This is a genomic window from Thalassospira sp. MIT121401 (assembly GCF_047125595.1).
In the GTDB taxonomy this organism is placed as follows: domain Bacteria; phylum Pseudomonadota; class Alphaproteobacteria; order Rhodospirillales; family Thalassospiraceae; genus Thalassospira; species Thalassospira povalilytica.
This window is the reverse complement of record NZ_CP138926.1, coordinates 1,688,166-1,705,785: the sequence shown is the minus strand read 5'-3', so window position 1 is coordinate 1,705,785 and position 17,620 is coordinate 1,688,166. Positions and strand designations below refer to the sequence as shown.

The window sequence follows — 17,620 nt, the reverse complement described above, 5'->3', positions numbered from 1 at the left end:
CCGATATATAGCTGCTTGATGCCATATCACCAGCCCTGAATGCGGATCGATTTCCGGGCGATCCAACCGATCATATCGTTACCGTCGATCCGAACAACAGCAAACCGTCATGAAGATGGCCCGACAATGTGTTCAGATCACGTCATCGCCGGCACGATTGCGTGAAAAATTTCCCGAAAATTCAATGTTCTTTGTGAAAAGCATTCCGGCAGACGCAAATTTCGTCATTTTCAGGCTGCCAAACGATGCAATCCCTGATAACAAAATTGTCTTGGAACGTTCATTTAAATTGGTCCAGCTTGCATCTTGCGCGATCTGAACGATTTGAAGAGAACAACCAGTACAGGGCAACCCGAAGATTGCCGACCACGGGAAAAGATAACAAGGCAAGGAAATGTCATGACGAGCTTGCAGGATTATGCCGACTGGCAAAACTTGCCCTCGATGTTTTTCGCACAGGCCAAGAAATATGGTGACGCACCGTTTCTTTGGACCAAAAACAGCGAAACCAATGAATTTGTCCCCACCACCTGGCTTGAGGCGGCCGATCAGGTCCGCGCCCTTGCCCGTGCGCTTTATGATATCGGCGTGCGTCCCGGGGACCGGGTTTTGCTGGTGTCGGAAAACCGCACGGAATGGGGGATTGCCGATCTTGCCATCATGTGCGTGGGCGCAATGACTGTCCCGGCCTATACCACCAATACCGAACGCGATCATTTGCACGCGATCGAAGACAGTGGTGCGGCCATTGCCATCATATCGACCAAGAAACTCGCCCAGCCCTTCCTGCATGCCGCCCTTGATAGCGGGCGCTGCCGTCATGCCATCATGATGGAAGAATGGGGACAGAGCTTTGTTGGCGATATCACCATTTCACGGTGGGATGACCTGATTGCCAAGGGGCGCGGTCTTGCGCATGATATTGACAGCTGGGTCAACGGGATCAAGCGCGATGATCTGGCCTGCCTGATCTATACGTCGGGTACCGGCGGTTCGCCCAAGGGTGTGATGCTTGCCCACGGGGCGATCCTGTCGAACTGCATGGGGGCGTTCGACATCATTGATACCCTTGGCATCGAAGATGAAATCTTCCTGTCATTCCTGCCGCTGTCGCATTCCTACGAACATACAGCCGGGCTTTATTTCCCGATGAGTATCGGCGCGCAGATCTATTACGCCGAAAGCCTTGATAAGCTTGCGGCCAATCTTGCCGAAGTCCGCCCGACCATCATGACCGCGGTGCCGCGTCTTTATGAGATGCTTTATCAGCGCATGAGCCGCATGGTCGAAAAAGAAGGCGGCATCAAACAGAAGCTGTTTGAACTGACACTCCGTCTTGGGCGCAAGAATTACGAAAAGCAGCGCCTGACATTTGTGGAAAAGCTTCAGAACCTCGCATGCGAATTGCTGTTGCGGCGCAAGTTGCGCCAACGTTTCGGTGGCCGCATCAAGGCCATGGTATCGGGCGGCGGGCCGCTGAACTATGAACTGGGTGTCCTGTTTGTATCGTGCGGTATCCGCATTTTGCAGGGATATGGCCAGACCGAATTCGCCCCGGTTGTTTCGTGTAACCGTGCCGAAAACAACAAACTGCGCACCGTTGGTCCGCCCATGGTCGGCGCAGAGGTACAGATTGCCCCGGATGGCGAAATCCTTCTGCGCGGCGAAAGCATGATGAAAGGCTACTGGAACCTGCCCGATGTGACGGCAGCAACCATTGTTGATGGCTGGCTTCATACCGGCGATATCGGCATGTTTGACGAGGAAGGCAGCCTGATCATCACCGATCGCAAGAAGGACATCATCGTCAATTCCGGCGGGGACAATATTTCGCCCCAGCGGATCGAAGGTCTGATGACGCTTGAGACCGAAATCTCGCAGGCCATGGTCTATGGCGATGCGCTGCCCTATCTGGTGGCGGTTGTCTGGCCGGAAGAAGACTTCATGCGCGAATTCGCCCGCGACAATTCGATTGAAAACAATATCGATGTGCTGGCGAAGAACGAAGATTTCCGCAAAGCCATCCGTGACGCCATTGATCGCGTCAACAAACGCCTGTCGACGATTGAAAAGGTCCGCAGCTTCATGTTCGCCGAAGCTCCGTTCAGCATCGATAACGAAATGCTGACGCCGTCGATGAAAATCCGTCGCCATAAAATCCGCGAAGCCTATGGCAAACAGCTTGATGGCCTTTATCAGCGCAAGCGCAAAGGCCAGTAACTGTCGAAATGCCTGGCGTCAAAGACGGAAAGCTTCAAACACTAACCCTGATCCGGGGTCTTCCCGGATCAGGGAAATCAACATTGGCCGTGCATCTGGCATCGGCAACCGGCGCGCTCCATCTGGAAGCCGACATGTTCATGGTCGACCGTCAGGGCTTCTATGAATTTGACATCCGCCGGCTTCGGCACACCCACGCCAAATGCGAAGCCAAATGTCGCGAGGCCCTGACAGACGGCAGGAATGTCATCGTCTCCAATACCTTTACCCGGTTCTGGGAAATGAAGGCCTATATCGACATGGCCGAACAGCTTGATATCAAACTTCTGATCGTCGAATGCCACGGCAAATTCGGTAGCATCCATCAGGTTCCCGACGAAACCCTTGCCGACATGCGTGATCGATGGGAAGACCTTCCCGAACAATACCGCTGATCAAAGCCGGTTGTTTCGCATCTGCTGTCCCCGGTTTCAATGCCCCTATTGCGCGGCCGAGAATACCTTTTTGAGGATATCTGTCGTCCAGCGGGTCGGATCGGAACGAATATCTGCTTCCTGAAGCGCGATGTAATGGAACAGTCCGTCCATTGCCTTTTCCGTCGCATGATCGGTCAGTGACGCCTTGAGATCGGGGACGAACGGCAATGTGTCATATTGCCCGACCATCTGATCATAAAGCGACAGGGCACCGGTATCGGCCAGCGCATCGGTGATAACCGGGCGCAAGCGCCCTTCGATGTCCGAACCGGCAACACGACGCAGATAACTGGTTGCAGCGTCATCAGGTCCTTCAAGGATGCCCTTGGCATCGGCAACAGTCATCTGTTTGACCGCATTGACCAGGATATCCCCCGCATCGCTCATGGTTTGTTCGGCCGCCCGGTTCATGCGCAGCTCGATCTCGTCGGCATAACTGCCAAGCCCGGCGGCACTCAAAAGTTTCTGGGCAGATTTGACACTTTCGGGAAGCGGGATATGGGCCACCGGGTCGGCGTTGAAGCCATCGGTCGCGCCAAGCTGACTGGTAACAAGGTCAACCCCCATATCAAGCGCCTGTTTAAGGCCCTGCTCCACCGTATCCGATGACAGGGCCGAAACCGCAGCACTCGTGGCATCTGACGAACTGCCTGATCCCGATGAATTCAACGCATCGCCAAGCGTTTGCTTGGCCTTGTCAAAAAAGGATTGCGCCACAGACGGCTGGGACATCCCGGTTGAAAGAACAAGCGCACCAAGTGCGATCACGCCAAGGCGCTGCATGGATGAAAACGGTTTTGACTGCATGTGATGTCCCGGTCGTTTACGTGGTTGTAAATTGTCTGATCTGTCTATCTTATCGCAAACCGATAGTGCCGGGTAATCATGACCCGAAAAAGACAAAACCCCGGACATATGCCGGGGTTTTGCATTTGTAATGTCAGGCGGGCTTATTCAACCACCTCGACCTTTTTGCCATTCAGCAAAAGATCGCTTCCTTCGGTCGAGACCGGCACGGTATCACCATCCTTGATCGCGCCTTCAAGGATCTGCATCGCCAGCGGGTTTTGCAGATAACGCTGAATGACGCGTTTAAGCGGGCGGGCACCGTAAATCGGGTCATACCCTTTTTCTGCCAGCCAGTCCTTGGCAGCATCATCAAGCTTGAGATCGATCTTGCGATCAAACAGCAGCTTCTCAAGACGGCCAAGCTGGATTTCGACGATCTTGCCCATCTGTTCGCGGGCCAGACGATGGAACAGGATGGTTTCATCCAGACGGTTCAGGAATTCCGGACGGAACGATGCCCGGACAATTTCCATGACCTGATTGCGGACTTCGCCGCTGTCATGACCCGGTTGCTGGTTGGCAAGAATTTCACCGCCCAGGTTCGAGGTCAGAATGATCAGCGTATTGCGGAAATCGACAACCCGGCCCTGCCCGTCGGTCAGACGACCTTCGTCAAGAACCTGAAGCAGGACGTTGAACACATCGGGATGTGCCTTTTCGACTTCGTCAAACAGCACAACCTGATACGGACGCCGCCGTACCGCTTCGGTCAGGGAACCGCCTTCTTCGTAGCCGACATAGCCCGGGGGCGCACCGATCAGACGCGCGACGGCATGTTTTTCCATGAATTCGGACATATCAATCCGCACCATGGCCTGTTCATCATCAAACAGGAACTGTGCCAGCGCCTTGGTCAGTTCGGTTTTACCAACCCCGGTGGGGCCAAGGAACAGGAACGAACCAATCGGTCGGTTTGGATCCTGAAGCCCGGCACGGGCACGGCGTACCGCGTTCGAAATCGACCGCACGGCGTCATCCTGACCAACAACCCGCTTGCGCAACGTGTCTTCCATTTCCAGAAGTTTTTCACGTTCACCTTCAAGCATCTTGTCCACCGGAATACCGGTCCAGCGCGATACCACCGATGCGATATGCTTTTCGGTTACCGCTTCTTCCTTGATGCCGCGCGACGGATCGTTTTCGGCCTTTTCAAGCAATGCCATCAGGGCCGGGATTTCTTCGTATTGAAGCTGTCCGGCACGGTCGAGTTTGCCATCACGCATGGCGCGTTCAAGTTCACCGCGCGCCTGGTCAAGCTGTTCCTTGATATGGGTTGATGCCGCCAGTTCTTTTTTCTGGGCTTCCCATTTCGCGGTCAGTTCGGCCGACTTGCCTTCAAGCTCGGCCAGTTCCTTTTCCAGACGGCCAAGACGATCCTGTGACGCGCTGTCCTGTTCTTTTTTCAGGGCTTCGCGTTCGATCTTGAGCTGAATGATACGGCGATCAAGCTCGTCGATTTCCTCGGGCTTGGAATCAAGTTCCATCCGAAGACGTGATGATGCCTCATCCATCAGATCGATCGCCTTGTCGGGCAGGAAACGATCCGTGATATAGCGGTTCGAAAGCGTTGCGGCGGCCACCAGTGCGGTATCGGCAATCCGGACCCCGTGATGGAGTTCGTATTTGTCCTTGATCCCGCGCAGGATCGATACCGTGTCGGCAACCGATGGTTCGGATACAAAGACCGGCTGGAAACGTCGGGCCAGTGCCGCATCCTTTTCGATATGCTGACGATATTCGTCCAACGTGGTCGCACCAACGCAGTGCAGCTCACCGCGCGCCAGTGCCGGCTTCAGAAGGTTGGATGCATCCATCGAACCTTCTGCCTTGCCAGCCCCGACAAGGGTGTGCAGCTCGTCAATGAACAGAATGACCTGACCGGCTTCTGATTCAATTTCGCTCAAGACCGCTTTGAGGCGTTCCTCGAACTCGCCGCGGAACTTGGCACCGGCAATCAATGCCCCGAGATCAAGCGACAGAAGTTTCTTGTCCTTAAGCGTTTCGGGCACGTCACCCTTGACGATGCGCAATGCCAGACCTTCGGCAATCGCGGTTTTACCGACACCGGGTTCACCGATCATTACCGGGTTGTTTTTGGTCCGGCGCGACAGGACCTGAACGGCACGACGGATTTCCTCGTCACGGCCAATGACCGGATCAAGTTTGCCTTCGCGCGCTGCCTCGGTCAGGTCACGGGCATATTTTTTAAGGGCGTCATACTGATTTTCCGCGCCCGCACTGTCTGCGGTGCGGCCCTTGCGGATGTCATTGATCGCCCCATTAAGGCCCTGTGCGGTTACACCGGCATCCGCCAGAACCTTGCCCGCAGTCGATTTCGGATCAAGTGCGATGGTCAGCAACAGCCGTTCAGCCGTGACATAGCTGTCACCGGCCTTTTTGGCGACTTCCTGTGCCTGATCAATCAGACGGGCAAATTCCGACGAAAGGTAAATCTGACCATTGCCGCCGGAAACCTTTGGCAATTTTGCCAGTTCCTGCGCACAGCGTTCCTGGGCAAGCTTGGGCTTGCCGCCTGCTGCCTTGATCAGATTGGCTGCCAGACCTTCTTCGTCATCCAGCAGCACTTTCAGAAGATGGATCGGTACAAATTGCTGATGGTTTTCACGCAGCGCAAGCGATTGCGCAGACTGCAGAAATCCTTTGGACCGGTCCGTAAACTTTTCGAATTCCATTCCTGCCACTCCTTGAGTCAACAGTATCCATACGATGTGGACCTTCTTTGAAGCATCCACGGCCTTGGCGTCATTGCCGAATTCTAAAATTATAGATTATTTCAACAGCGACAACATTGATATGTCTCAGTCTAGCCTGTTTGCAACCATATACCCCTACAAAAGTTGCAAGAATTATTTGTGCGCCGCAACACGGAATTCTGTCATTATTCCAGAGACGCCCGGACTGCCCTGAAACATGTATGAATGTTGGGGTTGCTCTTGGCAAAACAACGAATTAACGTCACCGTTTACGGCATGTATTCCGCCCCGAACCGATACCATGCCCAAGCTGCCATACAGGAAGACACACCATGACGGTCGAGCTCAAAGCCATCAAACGATACCCGGTCAAGGGAATGCGCGGCATCGATATGCCAGACGCCAAAATCACGGCGCATAAAATGCTTGCCGATGACCGCCGGTTTGTCGTCGCCACCCAGTCATCGCTGGGACAAGACGGTGTGCGGGAATGGGCGCGCAAAAGCAACTTCCTGCAACTGGTCAACACCCCCAAACTGGCCGAACTTGGCACCGAATATGATCAGGACACCGCGACATTGACGGTTTTGCGAAATGGCCGGGCAATCTGCAAGGGCAAGCTTGACGATGCCATGGGCCGCACCGTGATCGAGGATTTCCTCAAGGCGTTTCTGAAAAACGACGTCGCTGGCACGCCGAAGATCTATTCCGCACCTGAAACCCAGTTTGGCGACATGCGCGAACCCTATATTTCGGTTCTCAATCTGGCATCCATCCGCGATTTCGCCACCCGCATCGTCCAGGGCGAAGTCGACCCGATGCGGTTCCGTGGCAATTTGCTGATTGACGGACTTGATCCGTGGAAAGAACTGGAATGGGAAGAAGGCCAGATCATCAAGATCAATGGCGGATCATTCCGGGTCATTCACCCGATCACCCGGTGCAAGGCAACAAGTGTCAATCCCGACACCGCCGTTTCCGACATCAATGTGCCCCTGATGCTGCGCAAGGGTGTGAACCATCTTTATATGGGTGTCTATGTCGAGGCCCTTGACGATGTGACCATCACCCCGGGTGATGCGATCACGATCGACTGACCCGAATATTCCCGAAATTTCCATCCTGCCGGTGGTTCATCAAATACCGGCAGGATGTCGTCCATTGATGACCCCGGCCCCCGAATATCGTTTCTAGTTTTCCGGATTGAATGTCGGGGCGTGAACAGCCATGCCGGCAAACATTTCATCATGATGCCAGTCAAGTCGCCAGGCCCGGATCGGCGGGCATCCCTTGCGAAACAGGATTTGTTCTTCCTTCGGGAACCTTGCGACTTCGGCTGATCTGAGGATCGGCTGATTGTCCTGCGGGCGCAAATGCACCGGGCGTGTGGTATCAGCCCCGCCACCGGTGTCGTCAAAGCGTGACATCGCCGTCAGCCCCGACACCCAGTCAAGGTTGAACGCCCCTTCCTGGCTAAGCACCGAAATGGCATCAACCCGGCCGACAACGTTTTCCCAGTTCAGGCACACATCCATCAGGCCGCTGACACCGCTAAATCCGGGCCAGACCACCATGCCATCACCATATCCGCCACCAAGAAGCCGTTCAAACAGCGGCATGCGCCCGACCCGTTCCACCCCGTCCAGCAGAATCAGGAATTCCGGGTCCCCCGATTTCCAGCCGCGCTGATTGATCAGGTTCATCATCCCGGCCAACATCACGCGGCTGAAGGATGGCTGAACATCCGGGGTTTCCCCGGCCAGTTGCCCGATGACAAAAATCGAAACGCCGCCCGATACGATATCATCGATGGTGAAGCTGCTGCTGCTGACCAGGCGCGAGATTTGCGGATGATCGAATTCCGCCGTCGCATTGCGGCAGGCCTCGATGATCTTCATGCGCTGATCTTCGGTCATATCAAGGATATTCAGGGCGACCTCGGAAATCCGCCCATCGGCGGATTCAATCCCCATCAATTCTTCAAGGATCTTGTAGAACCGGTGAGAAGGCATGATCAGGTTGCGGCGGACTTCGCCCAAATTCCTGTTTTCCTTAAGGTTTTTCTGAATGGTATGAACGATGAAGCCCTGCAACAGGGTGCGCGCAGTTCGCACTTCCTGTTCGTCAAGTTCCTGGACAAACATCGGCGCTAACAGGGTATCGGCGATCAGCCCGGTATCGGTAATCAGCCCTTCGCCCTGCTGACGGATAAAATCAAACGGATTGAATTGATGGGTTTCAGCCCCGCTTTGTCCGTGCGGATCCAGCACGATCAGCTTCTGGCCCATTTTTGCACGGCGATCATGAACCGCGCGATAGATGCTGCCGACCCGTTCATAGACAAACAGATTGCCGGTATGAAGCAGCGCATTGGGTTCGGCTGAGGACCGGTAATATTCGTCAGGTGACGTGGCAAAGGTGATGACACGTTTCAAACCTGACGCCCCGACCAGGCGCTTTTCATCCCCCCAGCGCCCCAGTACAAGTGGCGGATTGTTTTCAAGAAGCTTGCGTGCCGTCAGGTCTTCGCGCTTGGCCCATTGTCCTTCGGCCTTGATTTTGGCCTGCTGGGCCGGTGACAGGGTTTTCTTGGACTTCGAAGAAGCCGGTCGCGACCGGTTAATGGCAATCACAATCAGCGGCAGGAACATCGGGATGATGAAACATACCCCGCCAAGCAGGGCCAGTTCATAGTCACCATTAAACAAACCAAGGGCGATGACCATCCCGCCAAGTGCCCATAACAGCACCATGATGACCCGAAACAGACCTGTTCCCATCAACCACTCCCCGACTATGCGCGCCTTTCGGTGGTCACCACCTGTGTTCTTTGACCGGCAGTAACCTTACGGAATTATTTGTGATTTTTATAAATTGATACCAACAATAATCTCAGGTTGCACGATATATTCCGATATATTGTTTTACAGTTACACCGCGTTAAACAGGCACCCGGGACCGTGAATTCCCCCGGAAACGACAACACCCCTGCAAGTCATTGACTTACAGGGGTGTTTGTCATGTTGAGATGATGTGACCGTCAGATCAGGCCGAAACCGGTTCCGTACCTTCGTCAGAAGAAACGGCTTCTTCGTCATCACGGCCTGCCGCACGGCTGCGCCCGCGACGTGCTGTCGGATGGCGGCCACGGGTGCGGGCGGTGCCACTTGCGGCACGGCGCGGTTTCTTTTCGGTTTCGTCACCCTGCTCTGCCGTTTCGGCATCAGCCGGGGTGTCGTCGCTTGCGGCATCTGTTGCTGCGGGCTTGTCGGACGCATCGGCATCGTCGGTTTTGCGCGGGCGACCGCGACCGGTTGCACGACCATCGGTCCGACGGGTGCGGGTTGCGCGTTTCGGCTTGTCGTCACCATCGTCGCTTGCGGCAGTTTCGGTGTTTTCACCAGCCGAACCGTCTGCATCCGCCGGGGTTGCAACACTGTCGTTGGACGCGTTTTCCGCGTTTTCGGTGTTGTCGCCCTGCTGGTCGTCGCCCTGATTTGACTGGGCGTCGTTGCGGTCGTCACGGTTGCCACGGTTGTTGCGCTGACGATTGTTTTCGCCACGTTCTTCGCGACGCTGGTTTTCCCACTCCTGTGCCGCCTGAAGAATGCGGTGGTAGTGTTCAGCGTGCTGATAGAAGTTTTCCGCAAGAACCGGATCGTCGGTGCAATCCTTGGCAAGCGAAACGTATTTTTCGTAGACCTGCTGGGCGTTGCCGCGAACACGGCCGTCCGGCCCATTGCTGTCAAAATTCTGGAATTTTGGATTTACTGGACGTTTGTTAGACTGTTGCCGTCCGCGCGGACGTTTATTGTTATTTCTCATATCAACATGACTTTGGTGTTGAAGAACAATCCGGTGGCATCAAAGGCCCCGGAACCACTCCGTCTGAAAAACATATTTCCCGCTAAACAGCACCGGTCAAAACGGCACCTACACAAACCTGCCGGGATCCATCAATGGAACGGAGATTGTTAACTGTTTACTGGGGAACACGGCGCTCTCATAAGCGCGTCGGGCACCCGGCCCGTTAAAACCAACCTATATGGCTTGATCTGTTATTCCAACTGTTTTTTTCACTGCCAATCGCTTTTTTTACATCACAGGGACGCAAAACTCAGATTACGCAACGACCAACAGAACAGCGCGTTTTCTTTGCCGCGACACAGCGCACAATACCGCCAAGGTCCTCGCGATATTCCACCCCGACAAAACCGGCTTCGACCAGCAACTGGCCAACGTCTTTTTCCTGACCGCGGCCGATCTCGAAAATCACGAAACCACCCGGCTTTGCCAGACCAAAGGCAACCTGTGACAGCACCCGATAGGCCGCCAGTCCGTCCCCTTCATCGGTCAGGGCAATGCGCGGATCAAATTTCTGAACTTCCGGTGACAGCGTTTCCATCTCGTCCCGGGTGATATAGGGCGGGTTGGACATCACAAGATCAAACCCGTCCGCACGTTCGCGATCATCAAGGGCGCTATCCCAATCCGAGACCCGGAATTCCACCTGCCCGTCCAGATCAAGGGCGCGGGCATTTTCCCGCGCACAGGCAACCGCACCTTCGCTGATATCAAGACCGATACCGCTTGATCCGGGCAGATCACCAATGGTCGAAAGCAACAAACACCCGGTGCCGGTGCCAAAATCGACAATGCGCGGCGCATCATTGTCTTCAAGGAAATCAATCGCCCATTCAACAAGGGTTTCGCTATCGGGGCGCGGTTCAAGCGTTTCAGGCGCCAGCTTGAAAGTATGACGCCAGAAATCGCGTTCCCCCAAAATCCGTCCGACCGGTTCATGGCCGCTGCGCCGCGCGATCATGTCACGAAAAAGTGCTTCCTTGTCAGCCGCGACTTCTTCTTCGGGCCATGCCGATATCCGCCCGCCATCAACACCGGCCGCACGTGCAAGCAAGATACGCACATCCATCCGGGCATTTTCAATGCCCGCTTCATTCAGGGCTGCGACCCCTTCTGCCATCAATGTGCCGAGTGTTGCGGACATGCTCACCCTTCGATCTCGGCCAGTTTCTGTGCCTGTTCCTCGGCAATCAGGGCATCGATCATTTCATCGACGGCCGGACCACCGGCAATGAAATCATCCAGACGATACAGGGTCAGGTTGATGCGGTGATCCGATACACGCCCCTGCGGGAAGTTATAGGTGCGGATACGCTCGGAACGATCCCCCGATCCAACCTGTGACTTGCGATCCGCCGCGCGTGCGCTGTCCTTGCTTTCACGTTCCTGGTCATACAGGCGCGAAAGCAGCATCTTCATCGCCTTTTCCTTGTTCTTGTGCTGGGACTTTGCTTCCTGGCTGGCGGCAACCACGCCGGTCGGGATATGGGTGATGCGCACCGCACTATCCGTCGTGTTGACGTGCTGACCACCGGCCCCTTGCGAACGATAGGTATCAATACGCAGATCCTTGGGATCAATGCGGATATCGACTTCTTCGGCCTCGGGCAGCACAGCAACGGTTGCTGCAGACGTATGAATGCGACCGCCGCCTTCTGTCACCGGGACACGCTGCACACGGTGCACGCCACTTTCAAATTTCAGACGCGCAAACACGTCCGTCCCCGACACGTTGACGATGACTTCCTTGTAACCGCCAAGATCGTTTTCGCTGGCATCCATCTGTTCGAACTTCCAGCCGCGGCCTTCGGCGTAACGCTGATACATGCGATACAGATCGGCGGCAAACAGGGCGGCTTCCTCGCCGCCGGTGCCGGCACGGATTTCAAGAATGGCGTTTTTGGTATCTGCGCTGTCCTTGGGGATCAGCATCAGCTTCATCTGGCGTTCGGCTTCGGGCAGTTTTTCAAGAATTTCGTATTTCTCGGTTTCTGCCATTTCACGCATGTCGCGATCACCGGACGGGTCAGCCAGGATTTCTTCGGCTTCTTCAAGGTCGCTCAAAAGGCGTTTATAGGCCTCGATCGCCTCGACCACCGGGGCCAGTTCGGCATGTTCGCGCGACATTTTGGCGAAGCCTTCACCATCAAGCTCGCCGCTTGAAAGAAGCGCGTTGAGTTCGTCAAACCGGCGCACAACACCATCAAGTTTACCAAGGTCGAGACTCACTCTTCATTCTCCTGCTTCGGATCGGTCGGGCTTTTTGCCGTGTTGACCGGTTTGTCTTCAAGTTCAAACAGGCGCGCCAACAATTTCTGGGCCTTGACCCATTCCACGGTGCCAACACCGTCTGTTGTCGTCGCCAAATCTTTCAGGGCCTGGGTCGGTGCATGCAAAAGACGATTGACCAGAAGTCTGGTTGCCTTTTCCGCATCCCCGTGGCTTTCACGCAGCGCATCTTCGCGGACGGCCTCGAACCGTTTGCGCAAATCGGCAATGGCCGGAACAGCCGCCCGTTGCGCACGATCCCGGACAAAACCGTCAAGCTCGGTTTCAATCAACGCCCAGGCTTCGTCTGCCTTTTCCTCGCGCCCGCCGCGTCCTTCGGCAGCGATCTTTTCCAGATCCTCGATCCGGTAAAAGAACACTTCGTCAATTTCATCGACCTGCGGATCGATATCGCCCGGAACGGCGGTATCAATCATCAGAACCGGTCGGAACCGGCGGCGTTTGACCGCGGCAAGCGCGCGGTCCTTGTCAATCATGTATCGCCGTGAACCCCCGGCGGTCAGAACCAGATCCGCCTCTGCCAGAAGCCGGTCCAGATCGTCCATTTCCGACCAGTGGCAATCAAGCCGTCTGGCCACCAGCCGCGCCCGGGCCGTCAGGCGATCGGTCACCAGAATGCGTCCGATGCCCCGTTCGGCAAGCGATGCGGCGATCAGTTCGCCCATATCCCCGGCCCCGGCAACAAGCAAGGTACAATCCTTAAGATCACCATGCAGGTCACGGGCAACCGACTGGGCCGCTGCGGCAATCGAAACTGCGCCCTGTCCGATACCGGTCTGGCTTCGGACCTTTTTGGCGATCGCATAGGCGGTCTGATAAACCTGTTCCAGTTCGCGCCCGACCAGATCATGCTTGCGCGCGATGCGATGCGCATCCTTGACCTGACCAAAGACTTCGGGTTCGCCAATCACCAGACTGTCAAGCGATGCGGCCACCGCAAACATGTGGCGAAGCGCATCCCGGCCCGCGCGGATATAAAGTTCGGTTGCCAGCTGATCGCGATCAATATCAGCCCAAAGCGACATCAGATCGATCAGACGTTCACGACCGCGCTCGGCCTCAGACGCCAGCAAATGGATTTCGGTGCGGTTACAGGTCGAAACCACCACGGCCTGCCCCAGACGGGCCTGTTCGATCGCGGCCAGAAACTGTGGCAGGCGGGCTTCTTCGATGAACAGACGGTCGCGGGTATCCTCGCTTGAGCGCCGATGATTGGTGCCGATCACCATCAGGCGATCAAGCGGCCAGTCTCCGGCATCCTCATGCGTTGGTCCGTCTGTCACGCTGTTCTCACTTTTTGCCGATCACATCAGCAAGCTGATCAAGTGCGACTTCCCGTTGCTCGCCACTATCGAGATCGCGCAACTGGGCGACACCTTTGGCCAGTTCGTCATCACCAAGGATCACGGCCCGGCTGGCATTTGCCTTGTCCGCGCGCTTCAGTCGTTTTTTCATATTGCCTGAATAACCAAGCTCGACAGCCACACCGGCTTCGCGCAAAGTCTGGGCCAGACTTCTGCATTTGGCCTCGGCCGCATCCCCCATCGGGATCAGGGCCACCGGGCGCGCACCGGCCGGGGCTTCGCCCACCATAAGGGCAAGACGTTCCACACCGGCCGCCCAGCCAACACCGGCAGTCTGCGGACCACCCATGGTCGAAATCAGGCCATCATAACGGCCACCGGCCATCACGGTGCCCTGCGCGCCAAGAGTGTTGGTGGTGAACTCGAAACAGGTATGGCAATAGTAATCCAGACCACGCACCAGACGCGGGTTCAGCTCATAGCTGATGCCGATATCCCCCAGACCTTCGGTCAGGCCCTTGAAGAATTCCTTGCTGTGGTCATTCAGATATTCCGAAAACAGCGGCGCATTGGCCACCAGTTCGCGGTCACCTTCATCCTTGGAATCAAGAATACGCAGCGGGTTCTTTTCCAGACGCGCGCGGCTGTCTTCTGACAGCTTGTCAAAATGGCCCTTGAAGTAATCGACCAGCACATCGCGATAAGCCGCACGGCTTTCCGGATCGCCAAGGGTATTGAGTTCCAGCGTGATATCGTCCCAAAGGCCAAGGCGTTTAAGGATATGTGCACCATACCCGATCATTTCGATGTCGCCTGCGACCTGTTCGACGCCAAGAAGTTCGGCACCGATCTGGTGGAACTGGCGCTGGCGGCCTTTTTGCGGACGTTCATACCGGAACATCGGGCCATAATAGCTGACCTTGACCGGGGACATCTGCTGCATGCCATTGGAAATATAGGCACGCGCAATACCCGCCGTTCCTTCGGGGCGCAGCGTGATCTGTTCGCCGCCGCGATCTTCGAACGTATACATTTCCTTGGTCACGACATCGGATGTATCGCCAAGGGTTCTGGCAAAGACTTCGGTAAATTCGAAGATCGGCGTGGTCATCCGGTGGTAGCCATACAACTCGCCGATTTCGCGTGCAGTATTCGCGATATAATCCTGCAGACGGTTCTGTTCCGGCAGAAGGTCGTGCGTGCCACGGACGGGTTGAAGCGATGCCACTTTGGGTCTCCGATCTAACTTGAATTCCAGATATTTGCGCGAAAATCCGCGTTGCGCAAATTCATGCGAAAATGAAAATAGCTTTCCGCCGGTGTGGCGGAAAGCCAAAATTGATCAATACAGCGTTGCTATTCCGCTGCGGTTTGTTTTGCTGCTTCTTCGGCTTCGATCTTGGCAGCCCGTTCTTCGACCAGTTCGACGATATGGTCGACCATCTTTTCGGTGCTGATATTATGATCGGGACGGCCGGAAATATACATCTTGTGATTTCCGCCACCACCCCCGGTCAGACCGATATCGGTTTCGCGGGCTTCGCCCGGGCCATTGACGATACAGCCGATAATCGACAGGGAAATCGGGGTCGAGATATGGGCGAGACGCTTTTCAAGTTCTGCCACGGTTTCAACCACGTTAAAGCCCTGACGCGCACAGGACGGACAGGAAATGATCTGAACACCACGGGTCCGAAGGCCAAGCGATTTCAGAATATCAAACCCGACATGGATTTCCTCGACCGGGTCAGCCGACAGCGACACACGAAGCGTATCACCAATACCGGCCCACAGAAGGTTGCCCATACCGATCGACGATTTTACCGTACCACCGCGCAGACCACCGGCCTCGGTAATGCCAAGATGCAGCGGATAGTCGCATGCTTCGGCCAAACCGTAATAGGCGGCAACAGCAAGGAACACGTCCGATGCCTTTACCGAAATCTTGAATTCGCGGAAATCCTGATCTTCAAGGATCTTGGCGTGGTTAAGCGCACTTTCGACCATCGCCTCCGGGCAAGGTTCGCCGTACCGTTCCAGGAGCTCCTTTTCGAGCGACCCGGCATTCACGCCAATGCGCATCGAACAACCATGATCCTTGGCTGCCTTGACGACTTCGCGCACGCGGTCGGTCGATCCGATATTACCCGGATTGATGCGCAGACACGCAGCACCGGCTTCGGCGGCCTCGATCGCGCGTTTGTAATGGAAATGAATGTCGGCAACGATCGGGACATGCACCTGTTTGATGATGTCTTTCAGGGCTGCGGTTGATTCCTGATCGGGGCAGGAAACACGCACAATATCCGCACCCGCTTCTTCCAGACGATGGATCTGCGCAACTGTCGCGTTCACATCCGTGGTCAGGGTATTGGTCATCGACTGCACCGAGATCGGCGCATCTCCACCAACTTCCACATTACCAACACGGATTTTGCGGCTTTGGCGGCGTTCAATATCGCGATATGGGCGGACGCTCATTTCGTGTTCCAAAATGTTCAAGATGTCTTGGGGGTGTATATAGCTTATCAGGCACAGATTAGAAACCGTTGCCTGACAGATTTTCAGCCAGATTTTGCATATCTGACACGAAAAAGGCGACCCATTGGGTCGCCTTCGTCATCAGATCACAGTTCCGTGCCAGTTCGATGGCAGAAAAGTTACTGTGCAGTCGGCTGATCAGCCTGTGTCAGATCATCGACATCAAGCGAAAAGTCCGAAATCACCGCACCGTAATCGCCGACCGGCTTGGCGTCCGCACCGTCGATGCTATAGGTCAGCGCACCGGCATTGCCGACTTCAAGTTTAAGGCCATCACGATTCGGCACCTTATAGGTATCGCCTGCCGTCAGCATACGGGTCAGAAGCACATTGCCATCTGACTCGCGGATGCGGACCCAGCTGGTCTCAACCGCCGAAATCGTGACACGGCTGTCAACATTGACCGCCCCGAACACACGGGCACCGCCCGCTTCTTCGACTTCCGGTGCCGCAGGAACCGACGCAACTTCCGCTGCGGGTGCCGCCGGTGCCGGTGCCGATGCCGAAGCAGCAGGTTGCTGCTCAGCCGGCGCAGGCGTTGCCACTGCCGCAGGTGCCGTTTCAGGCGTGGCTGCGGGTTCTTCGGTCACAACCGGTGCCGGTGCATCAGATGCGCCCGTTGCCTCGGTTGCTTCTGCAACTTCGGCGGCCGGTGCCGATTGCGGTTCCGCGACCGGTTCTTCTGTCGCGGTTGCAGTTTCCTGTGACGGCACGACCGGGGTGACTGGCGCATCAGATGCGTCATTCGCCGCCGTTTCCGGGGTTACCGGTGCTGTTGCAGTAACATCGGCCTCGGCGGCTTGTGCCTCGGCTGCGTTTTCAAGATTACGCGGTTCAGCCGGCTCGACCGGCTTTGCCGAATAGCTTGCCAGGCGTTCGGGCAACGGATCAACCAGATCAGCAATGGTTTTGCCCTGGCTCGACAGATAGTACCATCCGCCATAAGCACCAAGACCCAGCATCACGGCAATCAGCAGCACCGCCCCACCGGGCACACGGCTTTCCTGAACCGGTTTCGGGAATGACAATTCGCTGCGAACCGCAGGCGCGTTGCTTTCCTCGCGGAAACGACGGGTCATTTCTGCCCCGTCCAATCCAAGATGTTCGGCATATGCCTTTACAAAGCCAAGACCATAGGGACCATTCGGCAAGATCGAATAGTCGCTGTTTTCAATGGCTTCGATATAGATTTTGCGAATACGGAGCATACGGCAAACGTCTTCGACTGATTGCCCCAATCCGGTACGGGTCGCCTTAAGCAGGCTTCCGACATCGGCACTTCCACCGCCGAACTGATTATTCTCTGCGTCCATCACAACATCATTCGATGGCTGGTCCCCGGATAAAGGCCTGAAACGCAGGC

General features: G+C 55.7%; 13 protein-coding genes. 3 read left to right on the top strand and 10 right to left on the bottom strand.

Annotated features, from left to right (window positions below; genetic code table 11):
• Nucleotides 1-399 precede the first annotated feature (399 nt).
• Together SIB88_RS07665 and SIB88_RS07660 are read left to right on the top strand one after the other, a co-directional pair.
• Nucleotides 400-2,220 carry an AMP-dependent synthetase/ligase gene (locus SIB88_RS07665; protein ID WP_101245832.1) on the top strand — a complete coding sequence of 607 codons (1,821 nt, stop codon included), beginning with the start codon at nucleotides 400-402 and terminating at the stop codon, nucleotides 2,218-2,220.
• Between the two features lie 8 nt (nucleotides 2,221-2,228).
• The gene (locus tag SIB88_RS07660) at nucleotides 2,229-2,654 is read left to right on the top strand and encodes an ATP-binding protein (protein ID WP_287466300.1); all 426 of its coding nucleotides are present in this window, start codon (nucleotides 2,229-2,231) and stop codon (nucleotides 2,652-2,654) included.
• Between the two features lie 45 nt (nucleotides 2,655-2,699).
• On the opposite strand, the gene SIB88_RS07655 is transcribed toward SIB88_RS07660, so the two are convergent.
• Together SIB88_RS07655 and clpB are read right to left on the bottom strand one after the other, a co-directional pair.
• A complete protein-coding gene (locus tag SIB88_RS07655; RefSeq protein WP_231856773.1) occupies nucleotides 2,700-3,503 on the bottom strand; it encodes a DUF4197 domain-containing protein in 804 nt (267 codons plus the stop codon).
• 143 nt (nucleotides 3,504-3,646) lie between these two features.
• Nucleotides 3,647-6,238, bottom strand: a complete 2,592-nt coding sequence (gene clpB, locus SIB88_RS07650) for an ATP-dependent chaperone ClpB (RefSeq protein ID WP_068519673.1) — start codon at nucleotides 6,236-6,238, stop codon at nucleotides 3,647-3,649.
• A 353-nt stretch (nucleotides 6,239-6,591) separates the two neighbouring features.
• Here clpB and SIB88_RS07645 point away from each other — a divergent pair, with 353 nt between their 5' ends.
• Complete coding sequence (locus SIB88_RS07645) at nucleotides 6,592-7,356, top strand: MOSC domain-containing protein (RefSeq protein WP_228196474.1); 765 nt, start codon at nucleotides 6,592-6,594, stop codon at nucleotides 7,354-7,356.
• Between the two features lie 93 nt (nucleotides 7,357-7,449).
• Here SIB88_RS07645 and SIB88_RS07640 read toward each other — a convergent pair whose 3' ends face one another.
• The 8 genes from SIB88_RS07640 to SIB88_RS07605 form a co-directional block, all read right to left on the bottom strand.
• Nucleotides 7,450-9,039 carry a type IV secretory system conjugative DNA transfer family protein gene (locus SIB88_RS07640; protein ID WP_412557783.1) on the bottom strand — a complete coding sequence of 530 codons (1,590 nt, stop codon included), beginning with the start codon at nucleotides 9,037-9,039 and terminating at the stop codon, nucleotides 7,450-7,452.
• A 265-nt stretch (nucleotides 9,040-9,304) separates the two neighbouring features.
• Nucleotides 9,305-10,084, bottom strand: a complete 780-nt coding sequence (locus SIB88_RS07635; RefSeq protein WP_412557782.1) for a DUF4167 domain-containing protein — start codon at nucleotides 10,082-10,084, stop codon at nucleotides 9,305-9,307.
• A gap of 292 nt (nucleotides 10,085-10,376) precedes the next feature.
• A complete protein-coding gene (gene prmC, locus SIB88_RS07630; protein ID WP_412557781.1) occupies nucleotides 10,377-11,267 on the bottom strand; it encodes a peptide chain release factor N(5)-glutamine methyltransferase in 891 nt (296 codons plus the stop codon).
• A 2-nt stretch (nucleotides 11,268-11,269) separates the two neighbouring features.
• Nucleotides 11,270-12,352, bottom strand: a complete 1,083-nt coding sequence (prfA, locus tag SIB88_RS07625) for a peptide chain release factor 1 (protein WP_068519668.1) — start codon at nucleotides 12,350-12,352, stop codon at nucleotides 11,270-11,272.
• Nucleotides 12,349-13,695: a glutamyl-tRNA reductase gene (gene hemA / locus SIB88_RS07620; protein ID WP_341650553.1), complete on the bottom strand. Its 1,347-nt coding sequence runs from the start codon at nucleotides 13,693-13,695 to the stop codon at nucleotides 12,349-12,351. The genes prfA and hemA overlap by 4 nt, the downstream gene beginning before the upstream one ends.
• Nucleotides 13,696-13,702: 7 nt before the next feature.
• Nucleotides 13,703-14,944 carry a histidine--tRNA ligase gene (gene hisS, locus SIB88_RS07615; protein WP_412557780.1) on the bottom strand — a complete coding sequence of 414 codons (1,242 nt, stop codon included), beginning with the start codon at nucleotides 14,942-14,944 and terminating at the stop codon, nucleotides 13,703-13,705.
• Between the two features lie 128 nt (nucleotides 14,945-15,072).
• Nucleotides 15,073-16,197, bottom strand: coding sequence for a flavodoxin-dependent (E)-4-hydroxy-3-methylbut-2-enyl-diphosphate synthase (gene ispG / locus SIB88_RS07610; RefSeq protein ID WP_068519665.1), 1,125 nt, complete (start codon nucleotides 16,195-16,197; stop codon nucleotides 15,073-15,075).
• A 179-nt stretch (nucleotides 16,198-16,376) separates the two neighbouring features.
• Nucleotides 16,377-17,570, bottom strand: a complete 1,194-nt coding sequence (locus tag SIB88_RS07605; protein WP_412557779.1) for a helix-turn-helix domain-containing protein — start codon at nucleotides 17,568-17,570, stop codon at nucleotides 16,377-16,379.
• Nucleotides 17,571-17,620: the final 50 nt, after the last annotated feature.

What these genes read in the sequence shown, in the direction of transcription:
- prmC (WP_412557781.1), bottom strand. Translation starts at nt 11,267, where the DNA reads ATGTCCGCAACACTCGGCACATTGATGGCAGAAGGGGTCGCAGCCCTG.
- SIB88_RS07655 (WP_231856773.1), bottom strand. Translation starts at nt 3,503, where the DNA reads ATGCAGTCAAAACCGTTTTCATCCATGCAGCGCCTTGGCGTGATCGCA.
- clpB (WP_068519673.1), bottom strand. Translation starts at nt 6,238, where the DNA reads ATGGAATTCGAAAAGTTTACGGACCGGTCCAAAGGATTTCTGCAGTCT.
- ispG (WP_068519665.1), bottom strand. Translation starts at nt 16,197, where the DNA reads ATGAGCGTCCGCCCATATCGCGATATTGAACGCCGCCAAAGCCGCAAA.
- SIB88_RS07640 (WP_412557783.1), bottom strand. Translation starts at nt 9,039, where the DNA reads ATGGGAACAGGTCTGTTTCGGGTCATCATGGTGCTGTTATGGGCACTT.
- SIB88_RS07605 (WP_412557779.1), bottom strand. Translation starts at nt 17,570, where the DNA reads ATGGACGCAGAGAATAATCAGTTCGGCGGTGGAAGTGCCGATGTCGGA.
- SIB88_RS07635 (WP_412557782.1), bottom strand. Translation starts at nt 10,084, where the DNA reads ATGAGAAATAACAATAAACGTCCGCGCGGACGGCAACAGTCTAACAAA.
- SIB88_RS07645 (WP_228196474.1), top strand. Translation starts at nt 6,592, where the DNA reads ATGACGGTCGAGCTCAAAGCCATCAAACGATACCCGGTCAAGGGAATG.
- SIB88_RS07660 (WP_287466300.1), top strand. Translation starts at nt 2,229, where the DNA reads ATGCCTGGCGTCAAAGACGGAAAGCTTCAAACACTAACCCTGATCCGG.
- SIB88_RS07665 (WP_101245832.1), top strand. Translation starts at nt 400, where the DNA reads ATGACGAGCTTGCAGGATTATGCCGACTGGCAAAACTTGCCCTCGATG.